The sequence below is a fragment of the Tellurirhabdus rosea genome, from assembly GCF_026278345.1.
Taxonomy (GTDB): domain Bacteria; phylum Bacteroidota; class Bacteroidia; order Cytophagales; family Spirosomataceae; genus Tellurirhabdus; species Tellurirhabdus rosea.
On sequence record NZ_CP111085.1, the window covers coordinates 2750551 to 2768280 of the forward strand.

Genomic DNA, 17730 nt, shown 5'->3' on the forward strand with positions numbered 1-17730 from the left:
CTGGCTTTGTGTGTTTATGGAATTTGGTAAATGGTTTGTCCTCTATCAGGAGGCTCTTTTTCGGTCGGTCATTCCCTTTTGGGTAGCGCACAGTCGCGATACTCAGTCAGGAGGCTATTTCAATGCGCTGAATGCCGCCGGCGACCCTACCGATACGGACAAATCCGTCCATTTGCAGGCCCAGCAGGTGTGGGCGTTCGCCTGGCTTTACAACCGCGTGGATGCCCAGCCGTCCTGGCTGGACCTGGCCCGCCACGGAGCCGACTTTCTGCGCCACCACGGTCGCACCGAAACTGGCCGCTGGCTGGCGGTGGTAGACCGCCGGGGCCGACCCGTCGCGCCCAGCCCCGATGTGCTGCCGGACTGCTTTGCGGCGATGGCCTTCGCCCAGCTGTTTGCCGCCACGGGCGAACGGGAACATGCCGCCATCGCCGTTGAGACGATGGGTCATCTGCTGGCGCACCGGCAGCGGGAACGAATCCGGCAGGCCGAGGAACTGGGTGGATTTCGCGAATTCCGTCGCCTGGGCGAATGCATGACGACGTTGAAGGCCCTGCTGGAAGTCCGGCCGCTGCTGACACCGGACCATTTTAAAGATTCCGTCGAAGGCGTTGTTCAGGAATTGCAGAACGAGTTTTTTGACAAACGCCTGAATCTGCTGCGGGAAAATGTCCTGCCCGAAGGAGCCTTTTCCGACACCGCACCCGGCCGTCGCCTGCATCCCGGACTGGTTTTTGAAACGGCGGGGTATCTGCTTGACGCCGCCGAGGTAACGGGCAACCGGAAGCTCGTTCAGCAGGCTCTGCTCATGGCCTATCCGCTGGCCGACATTGGCTGGGACAACACGAATGGGGGCTTTTTTCAGTATGCCGACCTGAAAGAACGCCCGCTTCTGTTTACCGAATGGGACCGGAAACTGCTTTGGGTGCATACCGAGGCGCTCGCCTTCTTCACCCGGGCTTACGCGCTGACCCGGCAGAACGATTGCCTGAAGTGGATTCGGAAGGTCCACGAATACCTCTGGGACCATTTTCCCGACAAGAACGGCAAGGAGTGGTTCGGCACCCTCGACCGCACCGGCGTACCCGTAACGACCTGCAAAGTGACGCCCGAACGGGGTTGTTATCACCAGATCAAAGGGCTTTACCAGATCTGGCAGACGATGGAAATGATTGCGGTGCCGGGGCTGCGGCGGGTCGTCTGACGGGCAGGAGAGAAGCCGGTACGCTTTACTCTGCGTACCGGCCTTAACATTACAGATTCATGCCGCCCGAGACCTCGATCCGCTGGGCGTTGATCCAGCGGGCGTCTTCGGTGCACAGAAAGGCCACCACCCCACCAATATCGTCGGGCAGACCAGCCCGGCCCAGGGCCGTAGCACTCGCCACCCATTGATTGAGTTCGGCATTGTCGCGCACCTGACCACCGCCAAAATCGGTTTCGATGGCCCCGGGAGCGACCACGTTTACGGCGATTCCTCTGGAGCCCAGTTCTTTGGCCATGTAGCGGGTCAGCACTTCCACGGCTCCTTTCATAGACCCGTAGGCCGACGAACCCGGAAGGGCAAAGCGAGCCAATCCGCTGGAGATGTTGATGATCCGTCCGCCGTCGTTGAGCATCGGCAGCGCCTTTTGGGTCAGAAAGTAGACGCCTTTCAGATGGATGTTCATCAGCTGGTCGAACTGCTCCTCGGTCGTTTCGGAAAAGGCCGCATGGATGCCAACCCCGGCATTGTTGATCAGAAAATCGAAGCGATCGGTCTGGAACGTATCGTTCAGGACGGTTTGCAGCTGGGCAAAAAAAGCATCGAACTGACCGACCACGCCCGTATTGAGTTGCAGCGCGGCGGCTTTCTGACCGGCTTTTTCGATCTCGGCCACGACGGCCAGCGCCTCTTCTTTCTGACTGTTGTAGGTGATGACGACCCCGATTCCTTTTTCGGCCAGCCGCAGCGCCATGTTTTTTCCCAGTCCACGGCTACCGCCGGTCACCAGGGCAATCTTACTCGTGTTCATCGTTGTCTTTGTTTGATTAGTGATGACACAAAAGTAGGCTGCCCGGTCGCCCGGGTGTTTGCAAGCATCAATCCATGATTTGCAAAATTCAAATCAGCCGCTCAGGCCCGGAAAACGAGCGGAGCCAGCGTGGTCTGCTTTTTGAAAAAATTGGAGAAATGCGCCACCTCCTCAAAACCCAGCGAAAAGGCAATTTCGGAAATGGTCCAGTCGGTCTGTTTCAGCAGAATTTTGGCCTCCTGCAGAATGCGGCTGCTGATGAGGTCGGTGGTGGTCTTCCCGGTTTTCTCTTTCAAGACTTTATTGAGGTGATTGACGTGCACCGCCAGCCGGTCGGCGTAATCCTTGGCCGTCCGGAGGGCCAGCCGCTGGTGGGGCGACTCGATGGGAAACTGCCTTTCCAGCAGTTCGACGAAGAGGGACGCGACCCGCGCCGACGCCGTGTGGCCCGCCTGCACGGCCGAAGCGGGCTGTAGCTTCTGCCCGTAGTGAATCAGTTCCAGAACGTACGTCCGCAGCAGGTCATACTTGTAGGCGTAACTGGATTCCAGCTCTTTAGCCATTTTCTGAAAAATATACATCAGGTCCTCCACCGCCTCGGCCGTCAGTTGAAAAACGGGGTAGCCGCCGGGATGGAAGATGGGCAGTTCGTCGAGCACGACGCCGCTTTTGCCGGACACCAGAAAGTCGCTGGTAAAAATGCAGAAGTAGCCCGACTGCTCGTCGTCCAGCGGCACCCAGTGGTACGGGATTTTCGGCGTGGCGAAGAGCAGCGCGTTCGTCTCAATGTCAATCACCTTGTCGGCATATTCGGCCCGGTTGCGGCCGCGGATAAGGCTGATCTTGTAATACGCCCGCCGGTTGTAAGGCATCACCGGCTTGATGCTTTTCCGGAATTTGGCGTGTACCTCCTCGGTTTTGAAGACATTGAAGTGCCCGATTTCTTTCGTGACGCCCTCCGGAAACAGCGTGGCCGTTTCCCGGTAAAAGTCTTCCAGCGATTTTGTTTCCATAACTTGGCGATTTGCAAAAATCAAAGGTAAGGAAATAGCGTCTGGTTTTCTACCGAATCCTCACAGCGAATCCGGCACCCGGCGGAGGCCCGGTTCGGACTTCTGAATGCTGTCGGTCAGGAGCTGGTACAGTTCCAGCAGTTCCGGCTTGTCGGTCAGGTATTCGAGGTGCAGGGCCAGCGTGTCCAGATCCCCCCGGCGAGCGGGGCCGGTCTGGACCTGCGCCGGATGTTCGGCCGACAGGGCTTTCCGGATGGTTTCCCGAATCAACGGCTTCAGCAGGTCAAATTCGAGGTTTTCGGCATCGGTGATGTCTTTGGCGACGCCCAGCAGGTAATTGGTGAAATTACAGGCAAACACGGCCGCCACGTGCAGCACCCGGCGCTCCTGCGAACTGACCAGGTAAACGATCCGGCTCATTTGCTGGCCCAGTTTCACCAGAATCTCTTCGGTGTCTTTGTCGCTGGCTTCGATGCAGAGCGGCAGGCTTTCGAACGACAGGGCCGGGGTTTCCTTGCTGAAGGTCTGCAGGGGGTAGAAAACGCCCGTCCGGACCGGCACGTCGCTGTAAATCTCGACCCATTTTTCCAGTTCATTCAGCGTTTTGCTGCCCGAGGTGTGCACCAGAATGGCGTTTTCGGGCAGAACCAGCTGTCTGACCACTTCTTCCATGGCGTCGTCCGGCACCGCCAGGACAAACAGTTCCGCCGGACTTTCGTCGAAGTTCAGGTCCGGGCTGAGGCGAACGTCGTAGAGCATGGACGCCAGCCAGCGGCTGTGGTTGGCATCCCGGCTGTAGATTTCGGTGATCTGGTGCCCGGCGCTTTCGAAAGCTACGGCGAGGTGGCGGGCCACGTTTCCGGCCCCGATGAAGGCTATTTTCATGCCGTAAGTATAAAAATTAACCGCCAAGGCGCAAAAGCGGTGCAATAGCGACAAAGAACTAACTTTGAATCCGTTGCGTATATCTGACCGAACCTTGTACGAAAACCTTGCAGTCGCCGTCCCGCATTCTCGTCATTATTCCCGCTTTCAACGAAGAAAACTCCGTTGGCAACGTCGTTCGCGCTATTCCCACGGACTGGGTGAGCGAAGTGGTTGTCGTCAATAATAATTCCAACGACCGGACTGCTACGGAAGCGGCCAGGGCCGGGGCCACCGTGCTTCATGAGCCGGTCCAGGGATACGGCCGGGCCTGCCTGCGGGGCATCGCCTACGCTCAGAATCTTCAACAAAAGCCGGACATCGTGGTTTTTCTGGATGCCGACTTTTCCGATTATCCGGAAGAGCTTCCCCAGCTGGTGAAGCCGATTCTGGAACAGCGCATGGATCTGGTCATTGGCTCCCGTGCGCGGGGCAACCGGCAGCGGGGTTCGATGACGCCGCAGCAGGTGTTCGGAAACTGGCTCGCCACGCGGCTCCTGAAACAGCTGTACGGGGTGCGGTTTACGGACCTGGGACCGTTTCGGGCCATTCGTTTTGACCGCCTGATTGAGTTGAATATGCAGGACAAAACTTACGGCTGGACGGTCGAAATGCAGTTAAAAGCCGCCAAAATGGGCTTGCGTTGTACGGAAGTGCCGGTCAGTTACCGGAAGCGGATCGGGTTCTCCAAAATTTCTGGAACGGTGAAAGGAACCGTGCTGGCGGGGTACAAGATTCTGACAACTATTTTTCGCTATTGGTAGGAGTGCCGACAAATACTTATGGAAACAGTCATTTTAGTAGCGTACGGATTGGCCCTGGCTCTCCTGTTTACCTATAATTTGCATCAGGTAAGCCTGATCTACAGCTACATTGTGCATAAAAAACGGCGGGATGCCTACTTCCGCAACTTCGCCGCCCGTCCCGACGAGCAGTTGCCCGTGGTGACGATTCAATTGCCGATCTACAACGAGCTTTATGTAGCCGAGCGGTTAATTGACGCCGTTTGCTCACTCCGTTACCCGGCTTCCAAGCTGGAAATCCAGATGCTGGACGATTCGACGGACGAAACGGTGGAGATCATCGCCCGCAAAGTGGCCGAATACCAGCAGAAAGGCATCGACATCAAACACATCCGCCGGCCCGACCGCAAAGGTTTCAAGGCCGGGGCGCTGGCTTATGGGCTCGAACGGGCGCGGGGGCAGTTCATTTCCATCTTTGATGCGGACTTTATGCCCGAGCCGGAGTTTCTGCTGAAAACCATTCCGCACTTTGAAGACCCAAAAGTCGGCATTGTGCAGACCCGCTGGACGCACCTGAACCAGGATTATTCGGTACTGACCAAATTGCAGGCGTTCGGGCTCAATGCGCACTTTTTTATCGAACAAAGCGGCCGGAATGCGGAAGGCTATTTCATGAACTTCAACGGTACGGCGGGTGTCTGGCGAAAGACAGCCATTCTGGACGCCGGGGGCTGGTCGAGCGACACACTGACCGAAGACCTGGACCTGAGCTACCGGGCCCAGCTCCGCGGGTGGAAGTTTGTTTATCGTGAAGACATCGGCTCCCCGGCCGAGCTTCCCGTCGCCATGAACGCCCTGAAATCGCAGCAATACCGCTGGATGAAAGGTGCCGCCGAGTGCGCCCGAAAGCTCATGACCCGGGTGTTGACCGCCCCGCATGTGCCCTTTCGGGTCAAGGTGCACGCTTTTTTCCACCTGCTGAGCAGCTCGACGTTTGTGCTGGTTCTGGCAATGGCCGTGCTGAGCGTCCCGGTTCTGTTTGTCCGCATCACGCATCCGGAACTGACGACGGCGTTCTACCTCATCAGCTTTTTCCAGCTCAATCTGCTCATCCTGATTCTCTTCTACGGCATCCCGTTCTGGCTCGAACGACGGAATGAAGTTGGCAAAATCGGGTATTACTTTCTGATGTACTCCTGTCTGATGATGGGGCTGTCGCTGCATAACGGGCTGGCCGTGATCGAAGGGTTTATCGGACGAAAAACTCCGTTTATCCGGACGCCCAAGTTCAACGTCCGGGCGGTGGGCGACCGCTGGTCGGGCAACAAATACATGCTGCTGGACCTGAGTCCGGCGATCAACTGGCTGACGGTGACGGAAGGCATTCTGTCCCTGTATTTCCTGACCGGCGTGGCGATGGGGCTGTATTTCGGGCAGTACAACATGCTGGTGTTCCATTGCATGCTGGCGTTCGGTTTCGGCATGGTGTTCTGGTACAGTGTGTCGCATGCGCGGCTTCAGGCGTAAGGTTTCTCGCCGATTAGCGCCGATTTTTTCGCAGATTAGCGCAGAAAATCGGCGAACATCGGCGTGGCAAATCTGCGGCAATCTGCGAGAACTGTTTTTTTCATTCTTTTCTCAGCCATCCTCTACTTTTATCAGGGTTACTTCCTGAACCGGCAACAAACCGGCCCGCTTTTGCTTTCCTTCGCCGGGCTGCTGCTGGCTTACTTTTTTCTCGTCAAATCGGATGAAAGATGGGGCTGGCGCGTTGGGTGGCTGTTCCGGTTAAGTCTGCTGCTGGCGACGCCCTGGCTCTCCGACGATTACGCCCGCTTTGTCTGGGATGGCCGGATGCAAACAAACGGTCTTAATCCGTACCTGTATCTGCCCTCGCAACTGGTCCGGACGTACATGGCTCCCAATCTCGGCCTTACGCCCGACCTGTTCGGGCTGCTCAACTCGCCGGACTACTACACGGTTTACCCGCCGTTCAACCAGCTTCTGTTTCGGCTGGCCGCCCGGCTGGGGGGGAACGACCTCTGGACCACCACCGTTTGGCTGCGGGTCTGGATTCTGCTGGCCGAAGCGCTCACGGCTTACCTTTTGCCGCGTCTGCTCCGGAAAGCCGCTCTACCAAGCCGCGCAGGCCTGCTGTACTGGCTGAACCCGCTGGTCATTCTGGAACTGACGGGCAACCTCCACTTCGAAGCGGTCATGGTGGCGTTCTGCCTTCTGGCGGTTTATGGGTTCCTGAAGCAGGCTTATGTTCTTTCAGGTCTGGCCCTGGCCTTCGCTATTTCAACCAAGCTGCTTCCCCTGATTTTCTTTCCGCTTATTTTGAAAAGGGCGGGGTTCAAAACGGGTGTCTGGTATCTGGCCGGAACCGGGTTTTGGGTGAGCCTCGGCTTTCTGCCGTTTGTCTCGACCCGGCTGATTCAGAATTTTGCTTCCAGCCTGGACCTGTACTTTCAGAAGTTCGAATTCAATGCGAGCCTGTACTACCTCGTACGGGAGGCAGGCTACTGGCTGCTCGGCTTTAACATCATTCAAACGGCCGGGCTGCTCCTTTCTATCGGGACTTTTCTGGGCATTTTGTGGATAAGTTGGCGGCAAATGTGGATAACTTCGGCCGTTTTGTGGATAACTTCGCTTTATTTTGCGGCGGCCACTACCGTTCATCCCTGGTATCTGACTTCTCTGGTAGCCGTTTCGGTTTTTACCCGCTGGCGATTTCCGCTGGTTTGGTCCGGAACGGCCTTTCTTTCCTACCACGCGTACGGCAATCATCCTTACAAAGAAAATTTGCTGATTGTGCTGATTGCTTACGGAATTACCTACGGCTACGCAGCTTATGATTTTTATCAGAAACGACCCATCCGGAGCCTCAATTAATCAACTTTGCTTTGTTTTTTACCCGACAGGTTCGGTATTTTACTTTCACATACCAATAAAGTGGTAACCTACTGCTTATGAACACGAATCCTGCGAATTACAAACAGGAAGGCTACGTCCTGTTGAAGGGCTTCTTTCCTGCTGACGAAATAGCCGTCATTCTCCGTGAGGCACAACAGGTTTTTGCTTACCAGATCAAACGGGTGCTGGGTGAAACCGTGACGCCCGATGATCCGGAAGCGCTGGAAAAAGCCATGTTCCGCCTGTTCAAAGAGGATTTGCCGACCTTCATTAACTGCGGCAAACAGGCACAACATCTGATGAGCCTGCACCGGCTGGCGACCGATCCGCGCCTGGTGAACCTGATGCAGGAAGTAGGACTTGAATTTCCGACGATCAGCGTGCGCCCGTCGATGCTGATCAACAGCCCGCATGTGGCTTCCCGCGAAGAGTACTGGAAACTGGGAGCGCACCAGGACTGGCGTTCGAGCCAGGGTTCGCTCGACAGCGTGACGATCTGGTTCCCGCTGGTGAACTGCGGCAAGGAGCTGGGCGCGCTGGAACTGGCACCGCGGACGCACCTGCTGGGGCTGCTCGAAGCCTCGGAAGTGGATTATTACTCGAAGATCAAAAACGACTTCCCGGACGAAGATTATCTGCAGCCGACGTTCGAAGTGGGCGACGTCCTGCTGTTCTCGGCCATGCTCTCGCACCGCTCCGGCACGAACTCCACGGACCGTCTCCGCTGGTCGATGCAGCTTCGGTACAACAACCTGACGGAACAGACGTACATCGACCGTGGTTTCCCGAACCCGTACCTCTACAAGCCGCAGGCCGAACTCATCACCCCCAACTTCCCCACCAAAGAAGACTGCGAACGTACATTCGGCGTGGAGGCGGAGGAATATAAGGTTTAGCGTTTAAAGTTTAGGGTTTATAGTTGCTCCGCTTTTTCCAGACGTTTGGAATAGCGGAGCAACTATAAACCCTAAACTTTAAACGCTAAACCTTTACAAGTGAATCGCTTCGCCGTAAGCGGCTTCGGTGGCGTCCTTGATGGCTTCCGACATGGTCGGGTGGGGGTGGACGGTGCTCAGAATTTCGTGGCCGGTGGTTTCCAGCTTGCGGGCTGCTACAACCTCGGCGATCATTTCGGTTACGTTGTAACCGATGAAATGCGCGCCCAGCCACTCGCCGTATTTCTTGTCAAAAATCACCTTCACAAATCCGCTATCGGCCCCGGCGGCTTTGGCTTTACCGGAAGCGGAGAACGGGAACTTACCAACCAGAATGTCGTATCCGGCTTCGCGGGCCGCTTTCTCGGTATAACCCACGGAAGCGATTTCCGGCTGGCAGTACGTACAACCCGGAATGTTGTTGTAGTTCAGCGGTTCCGGATGGCCGTGACCGGCGATTTTCTCCACGCAGATGATGGCTTCGGCTGATGCCACGTGCGCCAGTGCCTGCCCTTTCGTTACGTCGCCGATGGCGTAATAGCCGTCTACGTTCGTGCGGTAGAAATCATCCGTTACAATCTTGCCGCGGTCGGTCTTGATGCCGACTTCTTCCAGACCGATGTTCTCGACGTTGGCGACAATGCCCGCCGCCGACAGCACCACGTCCACATCGAACGTTTTTTCGCCGTCCGGCGTCTTGACAAACACTTTTGCCCCGGCGCCGCCTGTGTCTACCTTCGTTACTTCCGAGTTGGTGAAGATCTCGACGCCCAGCTTTTTGTACTGCTTGGCCAATTCTTTTGAGATTTCCTCATCTTCCACCGGCACAACGTTCGGCATAAACTCCACGATGGTCACTTTGGTGCCCATGGAAGCGTACACGTAGGCAAACTCAACGCCGATGGCTCCCGAACCAATGACGAGCATGGATTTGGGCTGCTTTTCCAGCGTCATGGCCTTGCGGTATTCGATCACTTTCTGGCCGTCGATGGGTACGGCGGGCAGGGCGCGGGCGCGGCTGCCGGTGGCGATGATGATGTGCTTGGCGTCGTAGGTCGTTACTTTGCCGTCGGCGGCCGTTACGTCTACTTTCTTACCGGGTTTTACTTTACCCAGTCCGTTCAGCACGTCGATTTTATTTTTCCGCATCAGGAAGTTGACCCCTTTGCTCATGGCATCGGCGACACCCCGGCTGCGCTTGATCACGGCTCCAAAATCCGGCGTTGCTTCGCCGGCGATGGTGATTCCGTAGTCCTTCGAATGTTTGATATATTCAAAAACCTGCGCCGATTTGAGCAGCGCTTTCGTCGGGATACAGCCCCAGTTCAGGCAAATGCCGCCGAGGCTTTCGCGTTCGACGACGGCCGTTTTCAGCCCGAGTTGCGACGCACGAATTGCGGCCACGTAGCCTCCCGGCCCGCTGCCAATCACGATTACATCGTATTGTGATGCCATTTTTTGGATTGAGTATGAGACAATAAAATCATGAACCGGGCCTTCCGGCGGGTTCATCTTGGCAACGCAAAGTTAGACCGAAAAGTTGAAGTACGACCCTTGCCTGTAGATTAATCGTATCTTTGCCCGTTATTCATTGGACGGGACCAAATGACCATCGGTAAAAAACCATTTTGCCCCGCTCGCCATTTAACAGAAAACCATTTTTCACGCATACCATGACGACCGACCAGCTAAAGGACGTGAGGGCCAGAGTAGAGGCCCTGAGGGGGTACCTTTGACTACGATAACAAGAAAAGACAACTAGCAGAACTGGAACAGCAGACGTTCCAGCCCGAATTCTGGAACGACGCCGCCCGGGCCGAAGCGACCATGAAACAGGTGCGCGGCCTCAAAGGCTGGGTCGAAGGCTTCGAACGCACGATGAAGCAGCTCGAAGACCTCGAAACGCTGCAGGAGTTCCAGGACATGGGCGAGGCTTCGGAGGACGAGGTGGAAGCCGAATACGGGGCCATGCTCAAAGCCCTCGAAGAGATTGAGCTGAAGAAAATGCTCGGCAACGAGGAGGACCAGCTCAGCGCCATTCTGGAAATCAACTCCGGCGCCGGCGGCACCGAAAGCCAGGACTGGGCCGAAATGCTGTACCGCATGTACCTCATGTGGGGCGAAAAACACGGTTACAAGGTCAAGCAGGTAGATTACCAGGAAGGCGACGGTGCGGGCATCAAATCCGCCACGCTGGAAGTGGAAGGCCCGCTGGCCTACGGTTACCTGAAGTCCGAAAACGGCGTTCACCGGCTCGTGCGCGTGTCGCCGTATGACGCCAATGCCCGTCGGCATACCTCGTTTGCTTCGGTTTACGCCTATCCGCTGATCGACGATTCGATCGAAATCGAAGTTAACCCGGCAGACATCGATTGGGACACGTTCCGATCAGGCGGCGCTGGTGGACAGAACGTCAACAAGGTCGAAACGGCCGTACGGCTGCGTCACCGCCCTTCCGGATTAATCATCGAATGTCAGCAGGAGCGGAGCCAGTTGCAGAACAAAGAGGTTGCCTTGCGCCTGCTCAAATCGAAGCTGTACCAGATTGAGGTCGAAAAGCGGAACGCCGCCCGGGCCGAGATCGAAGCCAGCAAGAAGAAAATCGAGTGGGGCTCGCAGATCCGCAGCTACGTCCTGGACGACCGTCGGGTGAAAGACCACCGCACCGGCTACCAGACCTCCAACACCGACGCCGTGCTGGACGGAGAACTCGACGAGTTTATCAAAGCGTACCTGCTGATGCAGGACTGATGTAATGATGGATTAAGAGTTATGAATTATGAGTTATGGTGGTAAGGCTCCTTCAGTTTGCTTAGTAATAATGTACTGATAATCAAATGAAAGCCCGAGTACTATTTTTAACTCTTAATTCATAATTCTTAATTCATAACTCTTCATGCTTCCCGTCCGTCAGCTTTCCACCGGCCCCCGTGTTCTGCTTGCCTTTCACGGCATCGGGCAGGACTGTGCGTGTTTCGAGCCGCTGGCCCGGGCGCTGGATGGACAGTACACCGTTTACTCGTTTGATTTATTCTTCCACGGCCTGAACAGGACTTTACCGGATGCGGCGCTGACCAAAACCCGCTGGCAGCAGATTCTGGAAGAGTTTCTGGCGGCAAAGGGCATCCAGCGCTTTTCGGTAGTGGGGTTCAGCATGGGGGGGAAATTTGCCCTCGCAACGGCAGAAGTCCTGACCAGCCGCGTGGACGAACTGTGGCTGCTGGCACCGGATGGCATCACCGTCAGCCCGTATTACCGCTTGGCCACCGAAACGGCGGCGGGCCGGAGCCTGTTCCGTTATTTTCTGAAGCACATGGCCCTTTTTCACCGCCTGGGCCATTTTCTGAGCAGTCTGAAACTGGTCGACCGTTCGGCACTCCGGTTCGCCGAAAGCACCCTTTCGACACCCGAACAGCGGGAACGGGTGTACAACTCATGGATTTACTTTCGGGACTTAAGACCGGACTTAAATGTTCTTTCCACTACGCTCAACCATTCAGCCATTCGGACACGTTTCTTTTTTGGCTCTTTCGACCGCGTCTTACCCGTTTCGTTCACAACCCCGTTGACCAGACACCTGCACAGCTACGAGTTGACGGTGTTGAAAACCGGCCATCACCGGCTCATCGAAAAGGTAGCTGCCCATCTGGGCCAGTCCACGGATGAGTCCGTGAGGAGCCCGTTGCCATGAGGCGGCATGGGAAAACCGTTTAAACGGTTTGGGAGGCTGGCGGGTTGGTTTACGTTTCCGACGGTTAAAACCGTGGGCTGTTTGCTTTGGTCAGGATGGGGCGGATGACGGCAAATAGCCCGACGACCGATACCAGAATCAGCCCTGCAATGACGAGTTGGGACGTATTATCCCGATTCGGATTTTCCAGCAGCGTCCGGATTTCTTTGGCCTGAAAGCCCGTCCAGACGGCAAGCACCGTACGGGGCACCATTCCCAGAAAACCACCCAGCAAAATGTTGCGCAAACGGGCACCGGATAAGGCAAAAACCAGGTTCGTGACGGCGAAGGGCAGAACGGGCGAAAGCTTGGTGAAAAAGATGACGGGCAGCTCCCGTTCCCGAATCTGCTCCATGACCGCCTGCGCCTTAGGATTTTGTTCGATGTAGTGAATAAACCGGTCCCGGTCGAAGCGGTGTACCAGCGTGTAGACCAGAAAAATAGCGCCCAGGTTCAGCGCAAACAAGGGCAGCAGGGCGTTCCAGCCCAAAAAATAGCCGAACACCAGCGCCAGAAAAGTGGGCGGCGTAAGGGCAACGGTAGACGTCAGGCAGCAGGCAATGGTCAGCAGCAGCCACTGAAAAGCCGAGAAGCCGGCTACCACGGGCTCGTTGGTTACGGTTACGTAGGTCAGGGCCGAGCTGAACAGCAAGGGGGCTACTGTCAGAAGTACCCCTGCCAGGGCCGGTCCCGTCAATTTCTGGAGAAACGTGTTTTTCACAAACTTTCGTTATTTCGCAAAGTTCATCAAAGGAAGGCAAAGTTTATCAAAGTCGGCGTTGCGGTTCTTTGATACGCTTTGCTAAACTTTGCGCCAAACCTATTCCTCCATGAATTTCGGAACCAAAGCCATCCACGCCGGTCAGCATCCGGACCCAACCACGGGCGCCATCATGACGCCGATATACCAGACCTCAACCTACGTTCAGGAATCGCCCGGAAAACATAAAGGTTACGAATACGCCCGCACGCAGAACCCGACCCGGGATGCCCTGCAAGCCAATCTGGCCGCCCTCGAAAACGGCAAGCACGGCATTTGCTACGCCTCGGGGCTGGGCGCCACCGACGCAATTCTGAAGCTGTTCAAACCGGGGGATGAAATCATTGCGAGCAGTGACCTGTACGGCGGCACCTACCGCATCATGGTCCGGGTCTTTCAGGAGTTCGGACTCAAATTCAAGTTCGTCGGCCTCGACAACCCGGCGAATCTGGAAGCGGCCCTTTCGCCCGACACCAAAATGGTCTGGATCGAAACCCCCACCAACCCGCTGCTGCGCCTGGTGGACATGGCCGCCATCTCCGCCATCACCAAAGCCCGCGGGCTGATGCTGGTGGTGGACAATACTTTTGCCTCGCCTTACCTGCAAAATCCGCTCGATCAGGGCGCCGACATTGTCATGCACTCGGTCACGAAATACCTCGGCGGACACTCGGATACGGTCATGGGGGCCATTATCCTGAACGACGACGCCCTCGCCGACCGGCTGCGGTTTATCCAGAACGCCTGCGGAGCCGTTCCCGGACCACAGGATTGTTTTCTGGTCCTGAGAGGTACCAAAACCCTGCACGTCCGGATGCAGCGACACTGCGAGAACGCCCTGAAGATTGCCCGTTACCTGAGCGAGCATCCGAAAGTGGGTCAGGTGAATTATCCGGGGCTGGAATCGCACCCGCAGCACGAACTGGCGAAGCGCCAGATGCGGGATTTCGGCGGAATGGTCTCGTTTGAACTGAAAGGCGATTCGCTGCCGGAGGCCGTCCGCGTGATGGAAAGTTTCAAGGTGTTTTCGCTCGGCGAATCGCTGGGCGGCGTCGAGTCGCTCTGCACGCACCCGGCCTCGATGACCCACGCCAGTATTCCCAAAGAAGAACGGGAAAAAAACGGCCTGAAAGATACCCTCATCCGGCTCAGCGTAGGCATTGAGGATGCGGAGGATTTGATTGAGGATTTGAGACAGGCAATAGTCTGAACCGCGCGGCGGACCGTCGGGATTACACAGATTAAGGGATTAACTGTGATGCTTCGCTTCAATGAGAACATCCTAGTTAATCCCTTAATCTGTGTAATCCCGGTTCAAAAACTTAGAACCGTACTCTCACCCCCGCGAGGAAATTCCTTCCGGCCTGCGGATAATAGTAATTTTCCGTCGTCGTCCGGCCTTCCGAAATGTAGCTGAACGTGTAGCCGTTCGACTCGTAAAGGTGGTTCAGGACGTTGTTCAGCAGCACCGTGAATTCGATCACGTCGGCAAATCCGGGCTTGATGGAGTAAATAAAGCGAAGATCGTTTACAAAGTACGGGTCAAGCGAGCGGCTTTTGCTGGACGTATTATCCAGAAACTGCCGACCGACATATTTGGACAAGAAACCGATTTCGAGACCTTTGACGGGCGTGTAAAGCAGCTGCGACCCGCTGACGGCATTGGGCGAAAAGGCGATGTCTGTATTCCGGTAAACAACTTTCTGCTGTGAGCCGTCATCGTAATTGTCGAGGAACTCGGTAAACTGCTGCACCTTGTTCCGGCTGAAGGTCGCGTTCACGTTCCAGCGCAGGTTTTTTGCCAGCAAAGCCCCGGCTTCCAGTTCGATTCCGGCGCGGTAGCTGCGCGGAATGTTCACCCGGTTGTACGCGCCTACATCGTTGATCTGGCCCGTCAGCACCAGCTCGTTTTTGTATTGCATGTAGTACAGATTGGCCGTGAAGGCAAGACGCTGGCTCTGCGTTTTGTAACCCGCCTCCCAGTCGTGCAGGGTTTCCGCCTTTGGGCGGCTTTCGGGCGTCGATTGGGTGTAATCGTTCCGGTTTGGTTCACGATGCCCGACGCTGTAGGAGGCGTAGACCGAGCTGCGGTCGTTCAGCGTATAGGTCAGCCCCGCCTTGGGGTTAAAAAACGTCAGGTCGGCCGACTGCCGGACATTCTGCAACTGGCTGTTGAAACCCAGAAACGAGTAACCCACCGTCCGGACCTGCAGGTCCGCGAAGGCGTTGAGTTTACGGCTTACCTGATAAAAAGCCTTGGCGTACACGTTGAAGTCGGTTTTGATGGCATCGTCTTCGTAATACCGCTGCCGGATGTCGCTCGTACTGGCAAACCGGGCCCAGATGATTTCGCCGTAATGCTTGCCCTGGTACTGGTTCCAGCCGCCGCCGATGTTGGCCGTCAGTTTGCCAAAGCTGTTGTAGTCCAGCGACCACACGGCCCCGTAGTAATCATTGTCCAGCCAGCGGCGGCGAATGAGGTCCGTGGAGGTCACGGTATCCCGCCCAACGACGACCGGCGGTAGACCGTATCCGCTGAAGTCTTCCCCTTCGCGATACTGCTCGTAGTAGCCCCGGCCTTTCGTATAGAACAGCGAGGCGTTCAGCCGCCAGTTCCGACTCAGTTCGTGCGAACTGATGAGCTGGTAGTTGTCCTGCTGGTAATTGTCCGTTTCATTGTCGTAGGTATAAGGGTTGAAGGTCCGGTTGGTCTTCAGCAGATTTTCGGGTACGCCTCCCCAGGACTGGTACGTCTTTTCCTGTCCCGAAAAAACATTCAGGCGGGCAAAGCTTTTCTTCCCGTACCAGCCACCCGACAGGTAGAACGACTTCAGGTCCGAGGAAGCTCGGTCGATGTAGCCGTCGGAAGTAATCTTGGACAGCCGGGCGTCCACCACGAATCCACCCTTCAATAAACCCGTTCCTGCCAGCACATTGTATTTGCGGGTGTTGAAACTTCCTGCCGATAGATTCGTTTCGGCATATGGATTTTTGGTCAGCGAATGGGTCTGGATGTTCACCGAAGCACCGAACGCTCCGGCTCCGTTGGTGGACGTGCCGACGCCCCGCTGAATCTGCACGCTGCTTACCGACGAAGCGAAGTCCGGCATGTTGACCCAGAACGTTCCCTGCGACTCGGCGTCGTTGTACGGAATTCCGTTAAGCGTCACGTTGACCCGGGTAGCGTCCGAGCCGCGAATCCGGATGCCGGTGTAGCCGACGCCCGCGCCCGCGTCCGAGGTCGTTACGACAGAAGGGGAGAAGTTGAGCAGCACCGGCAGGTCCTGTCCGAGGTTCAGCTTCCGGAGCTGGGACTGGCTGACGTTCGTGTGGGCGATGGCGGACTTCTCATTGGCTCGCGTCGCGCTGACCACCACCTCGTCCATAACCACTTCGCTTTTGGGCAGTTCGAAGGATTGCGTCGCGTCGGACCTCAGTTCCACCTCCCGGACCTGCGCCTCGAAACCCAGGAGCGAAACCCGAATCTGGTAGGTGCCGGGTTTAAGGTTGGTCAGGCGATAACCACCCGACGCATCGGTTACCGTTCCTTTGTAACTACCTTCCACCAGAACGGCCGCCCCGGGCAGCGCACCGCCGCCGGATTCCTTGACCGAACCGGAAAGAGAAAATTGCGCCCAGACGGGCAGGCACGACAGCCAGAACAGAAGCGTCGCGCCAAAGCGATAGGTTTTCGCCTTTTTCATAGGATAGAAAAAGCACGAATAGGTAAAGGGGCCACACCTATCCTTTGGTTAAATTATAGTAAATGAAACTTGTGCGGAATGACGTTCCGCGTTACCATCCCTTCGCCGGCATTACCCGGTGCAGGTTCAATGGGTATAATCTCAGCCCGTTGTATTAAGGCACCCCCTGGAAGATTAGTGTTGCAAAGGTAACGGGATTTTCAGACGCAATGCAAGCGGCCGGTCAATCTTTCAGAATGGCGATCACCTTCCGCGGTTCTTTGATCTCCGTCATACGGACCAGTCTCAGGATGGCTTCTTCCAGAAAAGCCGGCTTCTCGATGAGCCGTGCAAGTCCGGCAATGCGGTCATCCAGCTGCCGGATGTACGCCTGTTGCTGCGGCGGAGCCATAAATGCCAGTTCGGTCGCCACCCGCCAGGCTTCTTCCCGGGCGACGCCGATGCTGAAGTTGACAAGGTCGTCGTCCACATTGCCCGTAACCCGGTCGAGCCAGCGCATCGGGAACCAGACCTGCGTCAGTTCATCCTGCACGGTTCGGGTGAGGGAAGCAAGGACGCCGTTGATGGCCATAAAGTCCTTTTCCAGTTTCCAGATGGCCTTGCCGGGGCAGGTCTGCGCGGCCGCGATGCCGAGGTCCAGATTGATATGGGCGTTGATGCCCAGAATTAGGTGCTGCATGACCGTGATCTGGTTCAGTCTGCAGGCTTCGAAAGCGATGTGCCACGCCTGGGTGGTCGGCTGGCGGAGCCGGTGCTGTTCGTACGCCTGCAAATACCGGTCGGCAAAAAGGACATCCAGCCGGGCCATGCGCGGGCCGTCTTCAAACTTCCCTTTTCGGATGCCTTCGAGAACGGCGGCCGTCATCCGGCGGTACAGGCTGGCAAAGTACCCCAGGGTTGAATTGGCCGTGATGGACTGCTGAATAATAGCGTCAAGCGACTGAATGACGTCTTCGATGGTAACGGGCTGGACCATATCAATCAGTAGAT

Annotated in this window: 15 protein-coding genes and 1 riboswitch; of the genes, 8 read left to right on the forward strand and 7 right to left on the reverse strand. The window is 56.3% G+C overall.

Features of this window, described 5'->3' with window-relative positions:
• Positions 1-16: 16 nt before the first annotated feature.
• Entirely contained in the window at positions 17-1204 is a 1188-nt protein-coding gene (locus ORG26_RS11545; protein ID WP_266369258.1) for an AGE family epimerase/isomerase, read from the forward strand.
• Between the two features lie 49 nt (positions 1205-1253).
• Here the strand turns inward: ORG26_RS11545 and ORG26_RS11550 are convergent, their stop codons facing one another.
• From ORG26_RS11550 to ORG26_RS11560, 3 genes are all read right to left on the reverse strand, one after another.
• Positions 1254-2015: an SDR family NAD(P)-dependent oxidoreductase gene (locus tag ORG26_RS11550; RefSeq protein WP_266369259.1), complete on the reverse strand. Its 762-nt coding sequence runs from the start codon at positions 2013-2015 to the stop codon at positions 1254-1256.
• A gap of 101 nt (positions 2016-2116) precedes the next feature.
• Positions 2117-3028, reverse strand: coding sequence for a helix-turn-helix domain-containing protein (locus ORG26_RS11555; protein WP_266369260.1), 912 nt, complete (start codon positions 3026-3028; stop codon positions 2117-2119).
• 60 nt (positions 3029-3088) lie between these two features.
• Entirely contained in the window at positions 3089-3913 is an 825-nt protein-coding gene (locus ORG26_RS11560; RefSeq protein ID WP_266369261.1) for a Rossmann-like and DUF2520 domain-containing protein, read from the reverse strand.
• 107 nt (positions 3914-4020) lie between these two features.
• Here ORG26_RS11560 and ORG26_RS11565 point away from each other — a divergent pair, with 107 nt between their 5' ends.
• The 4 genes from ORG26_RS11565 to ORG26_RS11580 all read left to right on the forward strand — a co-directional run bounded on the left by ORG26_RS11565 (position 4021) and on the right by ORG26_RS11580 (position 8507).
• The gene (locus ORG26_RS11565) at positions 4021-4716 is read left to right on the forward strand and encodes a glycosyltransferase family 2 protein (RefSeq protein WP_266369263.1); all 696 of its coding nucleotides are present in this window, start codon (positions 4021-4023) and stop codon (positions 4714-4716) included.
• A gap of 18 nt (positions 4717-4734) precedes the next feature.
• Positions 4735-6222, forward strand: a complete 1488-nt coding sequence (locus ORG26_RS11570) for a cellulose synthase family protein (protein ID WP_266369264.1) — start codon at positions 4735-4737, stop codon at positions 6220-6222.
• A gap of 171 nt (positions 6223-6393) precedes the next feature.
• Entirely contained in the window at positions 6394-7590 is a 1197-nt protein-coding gene (locus ORG26_RS11575; protein ID WP_266369265.1) for a hypothetical protein, read from the forward strand.
• A 77-nt stretch (positions 7591-7667) separates the two neighbouring features.
• A complete protein-coding gene (locus tag ORG26_RS11580) occupies positions 7668-8507 on the forward strand; it encodes a phytanoyl-CoA dioxygenase family protein (RefSeq protein ID WP_266369266.1) in 840 nt (279 codons plus the stop codon).
• Between the two features lie 93 nt (positions 8508-8600).
• Here the strand turns inward: ORG26_RS11580 and lpdA are convergent, their stop codons facing one another.
• On the reverse strand, positions 8601-10001 hold the full coding sequence (lpdA, locus tag ORG26_RS11585; RefSeq protein ID WP_266369268.1) for a dihydrolipoyl dehydrogenase: 1401 nt from the start codon (positions 9999-10001) through the stop codon (positions 8601-8603).
• 218 nt (positions 10002-10219) lie between these two features.
• Between lpdA and prfB the strand changes: the two genes are divergently transcribed.
• Together prfB and ORG26_RS11595 are read left to right on the forward strand one after the other, a co-directional pair.
• Positions 10220-11297, forward strand: a protein-coding gene (gene prfB, locus ORG26_RS11590) for a peptide chain release factor 2 (protein ID WP_266369269.1) whose coding sequence is annotated in 2 segments (ribosomal slippage) — positions 10220-10279 and positions 10281-11297 — 1077 coding nt in all. Because the reading frame shifts where the segments join, the coding sequence is not laid out codon by codon here.
• Positions 11298-11442: 145 nt separating this feature from the next.
• Positions 11443-12237 (forward strand): alpha/beta fold hydrolase, encoded by a 795-nt coding sequence (locus ORG26_RS11595; RefSeq protein ID WP_266369270.1) that lies wholly within the window; start codon positions 11443-11445, stop codon positions 12235-12237.
• A 64-nt stretch (positions 12238-12301) separates the two neighbouring features.
• Here the strand turns inward: ORG26_RS11595 and ORG26_RS11600 are convergent, their stop codons facing one another.
• Positions 12302-12997: a TVP38/TMEM64 family protein gene (locus ORG26_RS11600; protein ID WP_266369271.1), complete on the reverse strand. Its 696-nt coding sequence runs from the start codon at positions 12995-12997 to the stop codon at positions 12302-12304.
• A gap of 109 nt (positions 12998-13106) precedes the next feature.
• Between ORG26_RS11600 and ORG26_RS11605 the strand changes: the two genes are divergently transcribed.
• Positions 13107-14246 (forward strand): cystathionine gamma-synthase, encoded by a 1140-nt coding sequence (locus tag ORG26_RS11605; protein ID WP_266369273.1) that lies wholly within the window; start codon positions 13107-13109, stop codon positions 14244-14246.
• Positions 14247-14358: 112 nt separating this feature from the next.
• On the opposite strand, the gene ORG26_RS11610 is transcribed toward ORG26_RS11605, so the two are convergent.
• Together ORG26_RS11610 and ORG26_RS11615 are read right to left on the reverse strand one after the other, a co-directional pair.
• On the reverse strand, positions 14359-16740 hold the full coding sequence (locus ORG26_RS11610) for a TonB-dependent receptor (protein ID WP_266369275.1): 2382 nt from the start codon (positions 16738-16740) through the stop codon (positions 14359-14361).
• A gap of 80 nt (positions 16741-16820) precedes the next feature.
• A riboswitch (TPP riboswitch) is annotated at positions 16821-16917 on the reverse strand.
• A 46-nt stretch (positions 16918-16963) separates the two neighbouring features.
• On the reverse strand, positions 16964-17716 hold the full coding sequence (locus ORG26_RS11615) for a DUF5995 family protein (RefSeq protein WP_266369277.1): 753 nt from the start codon (positions 17714-17716) through the stop codon (positions 16964-16966).
• Between the last annotated feature and the right edge of the window lie 14 nt (positions 17717-17730).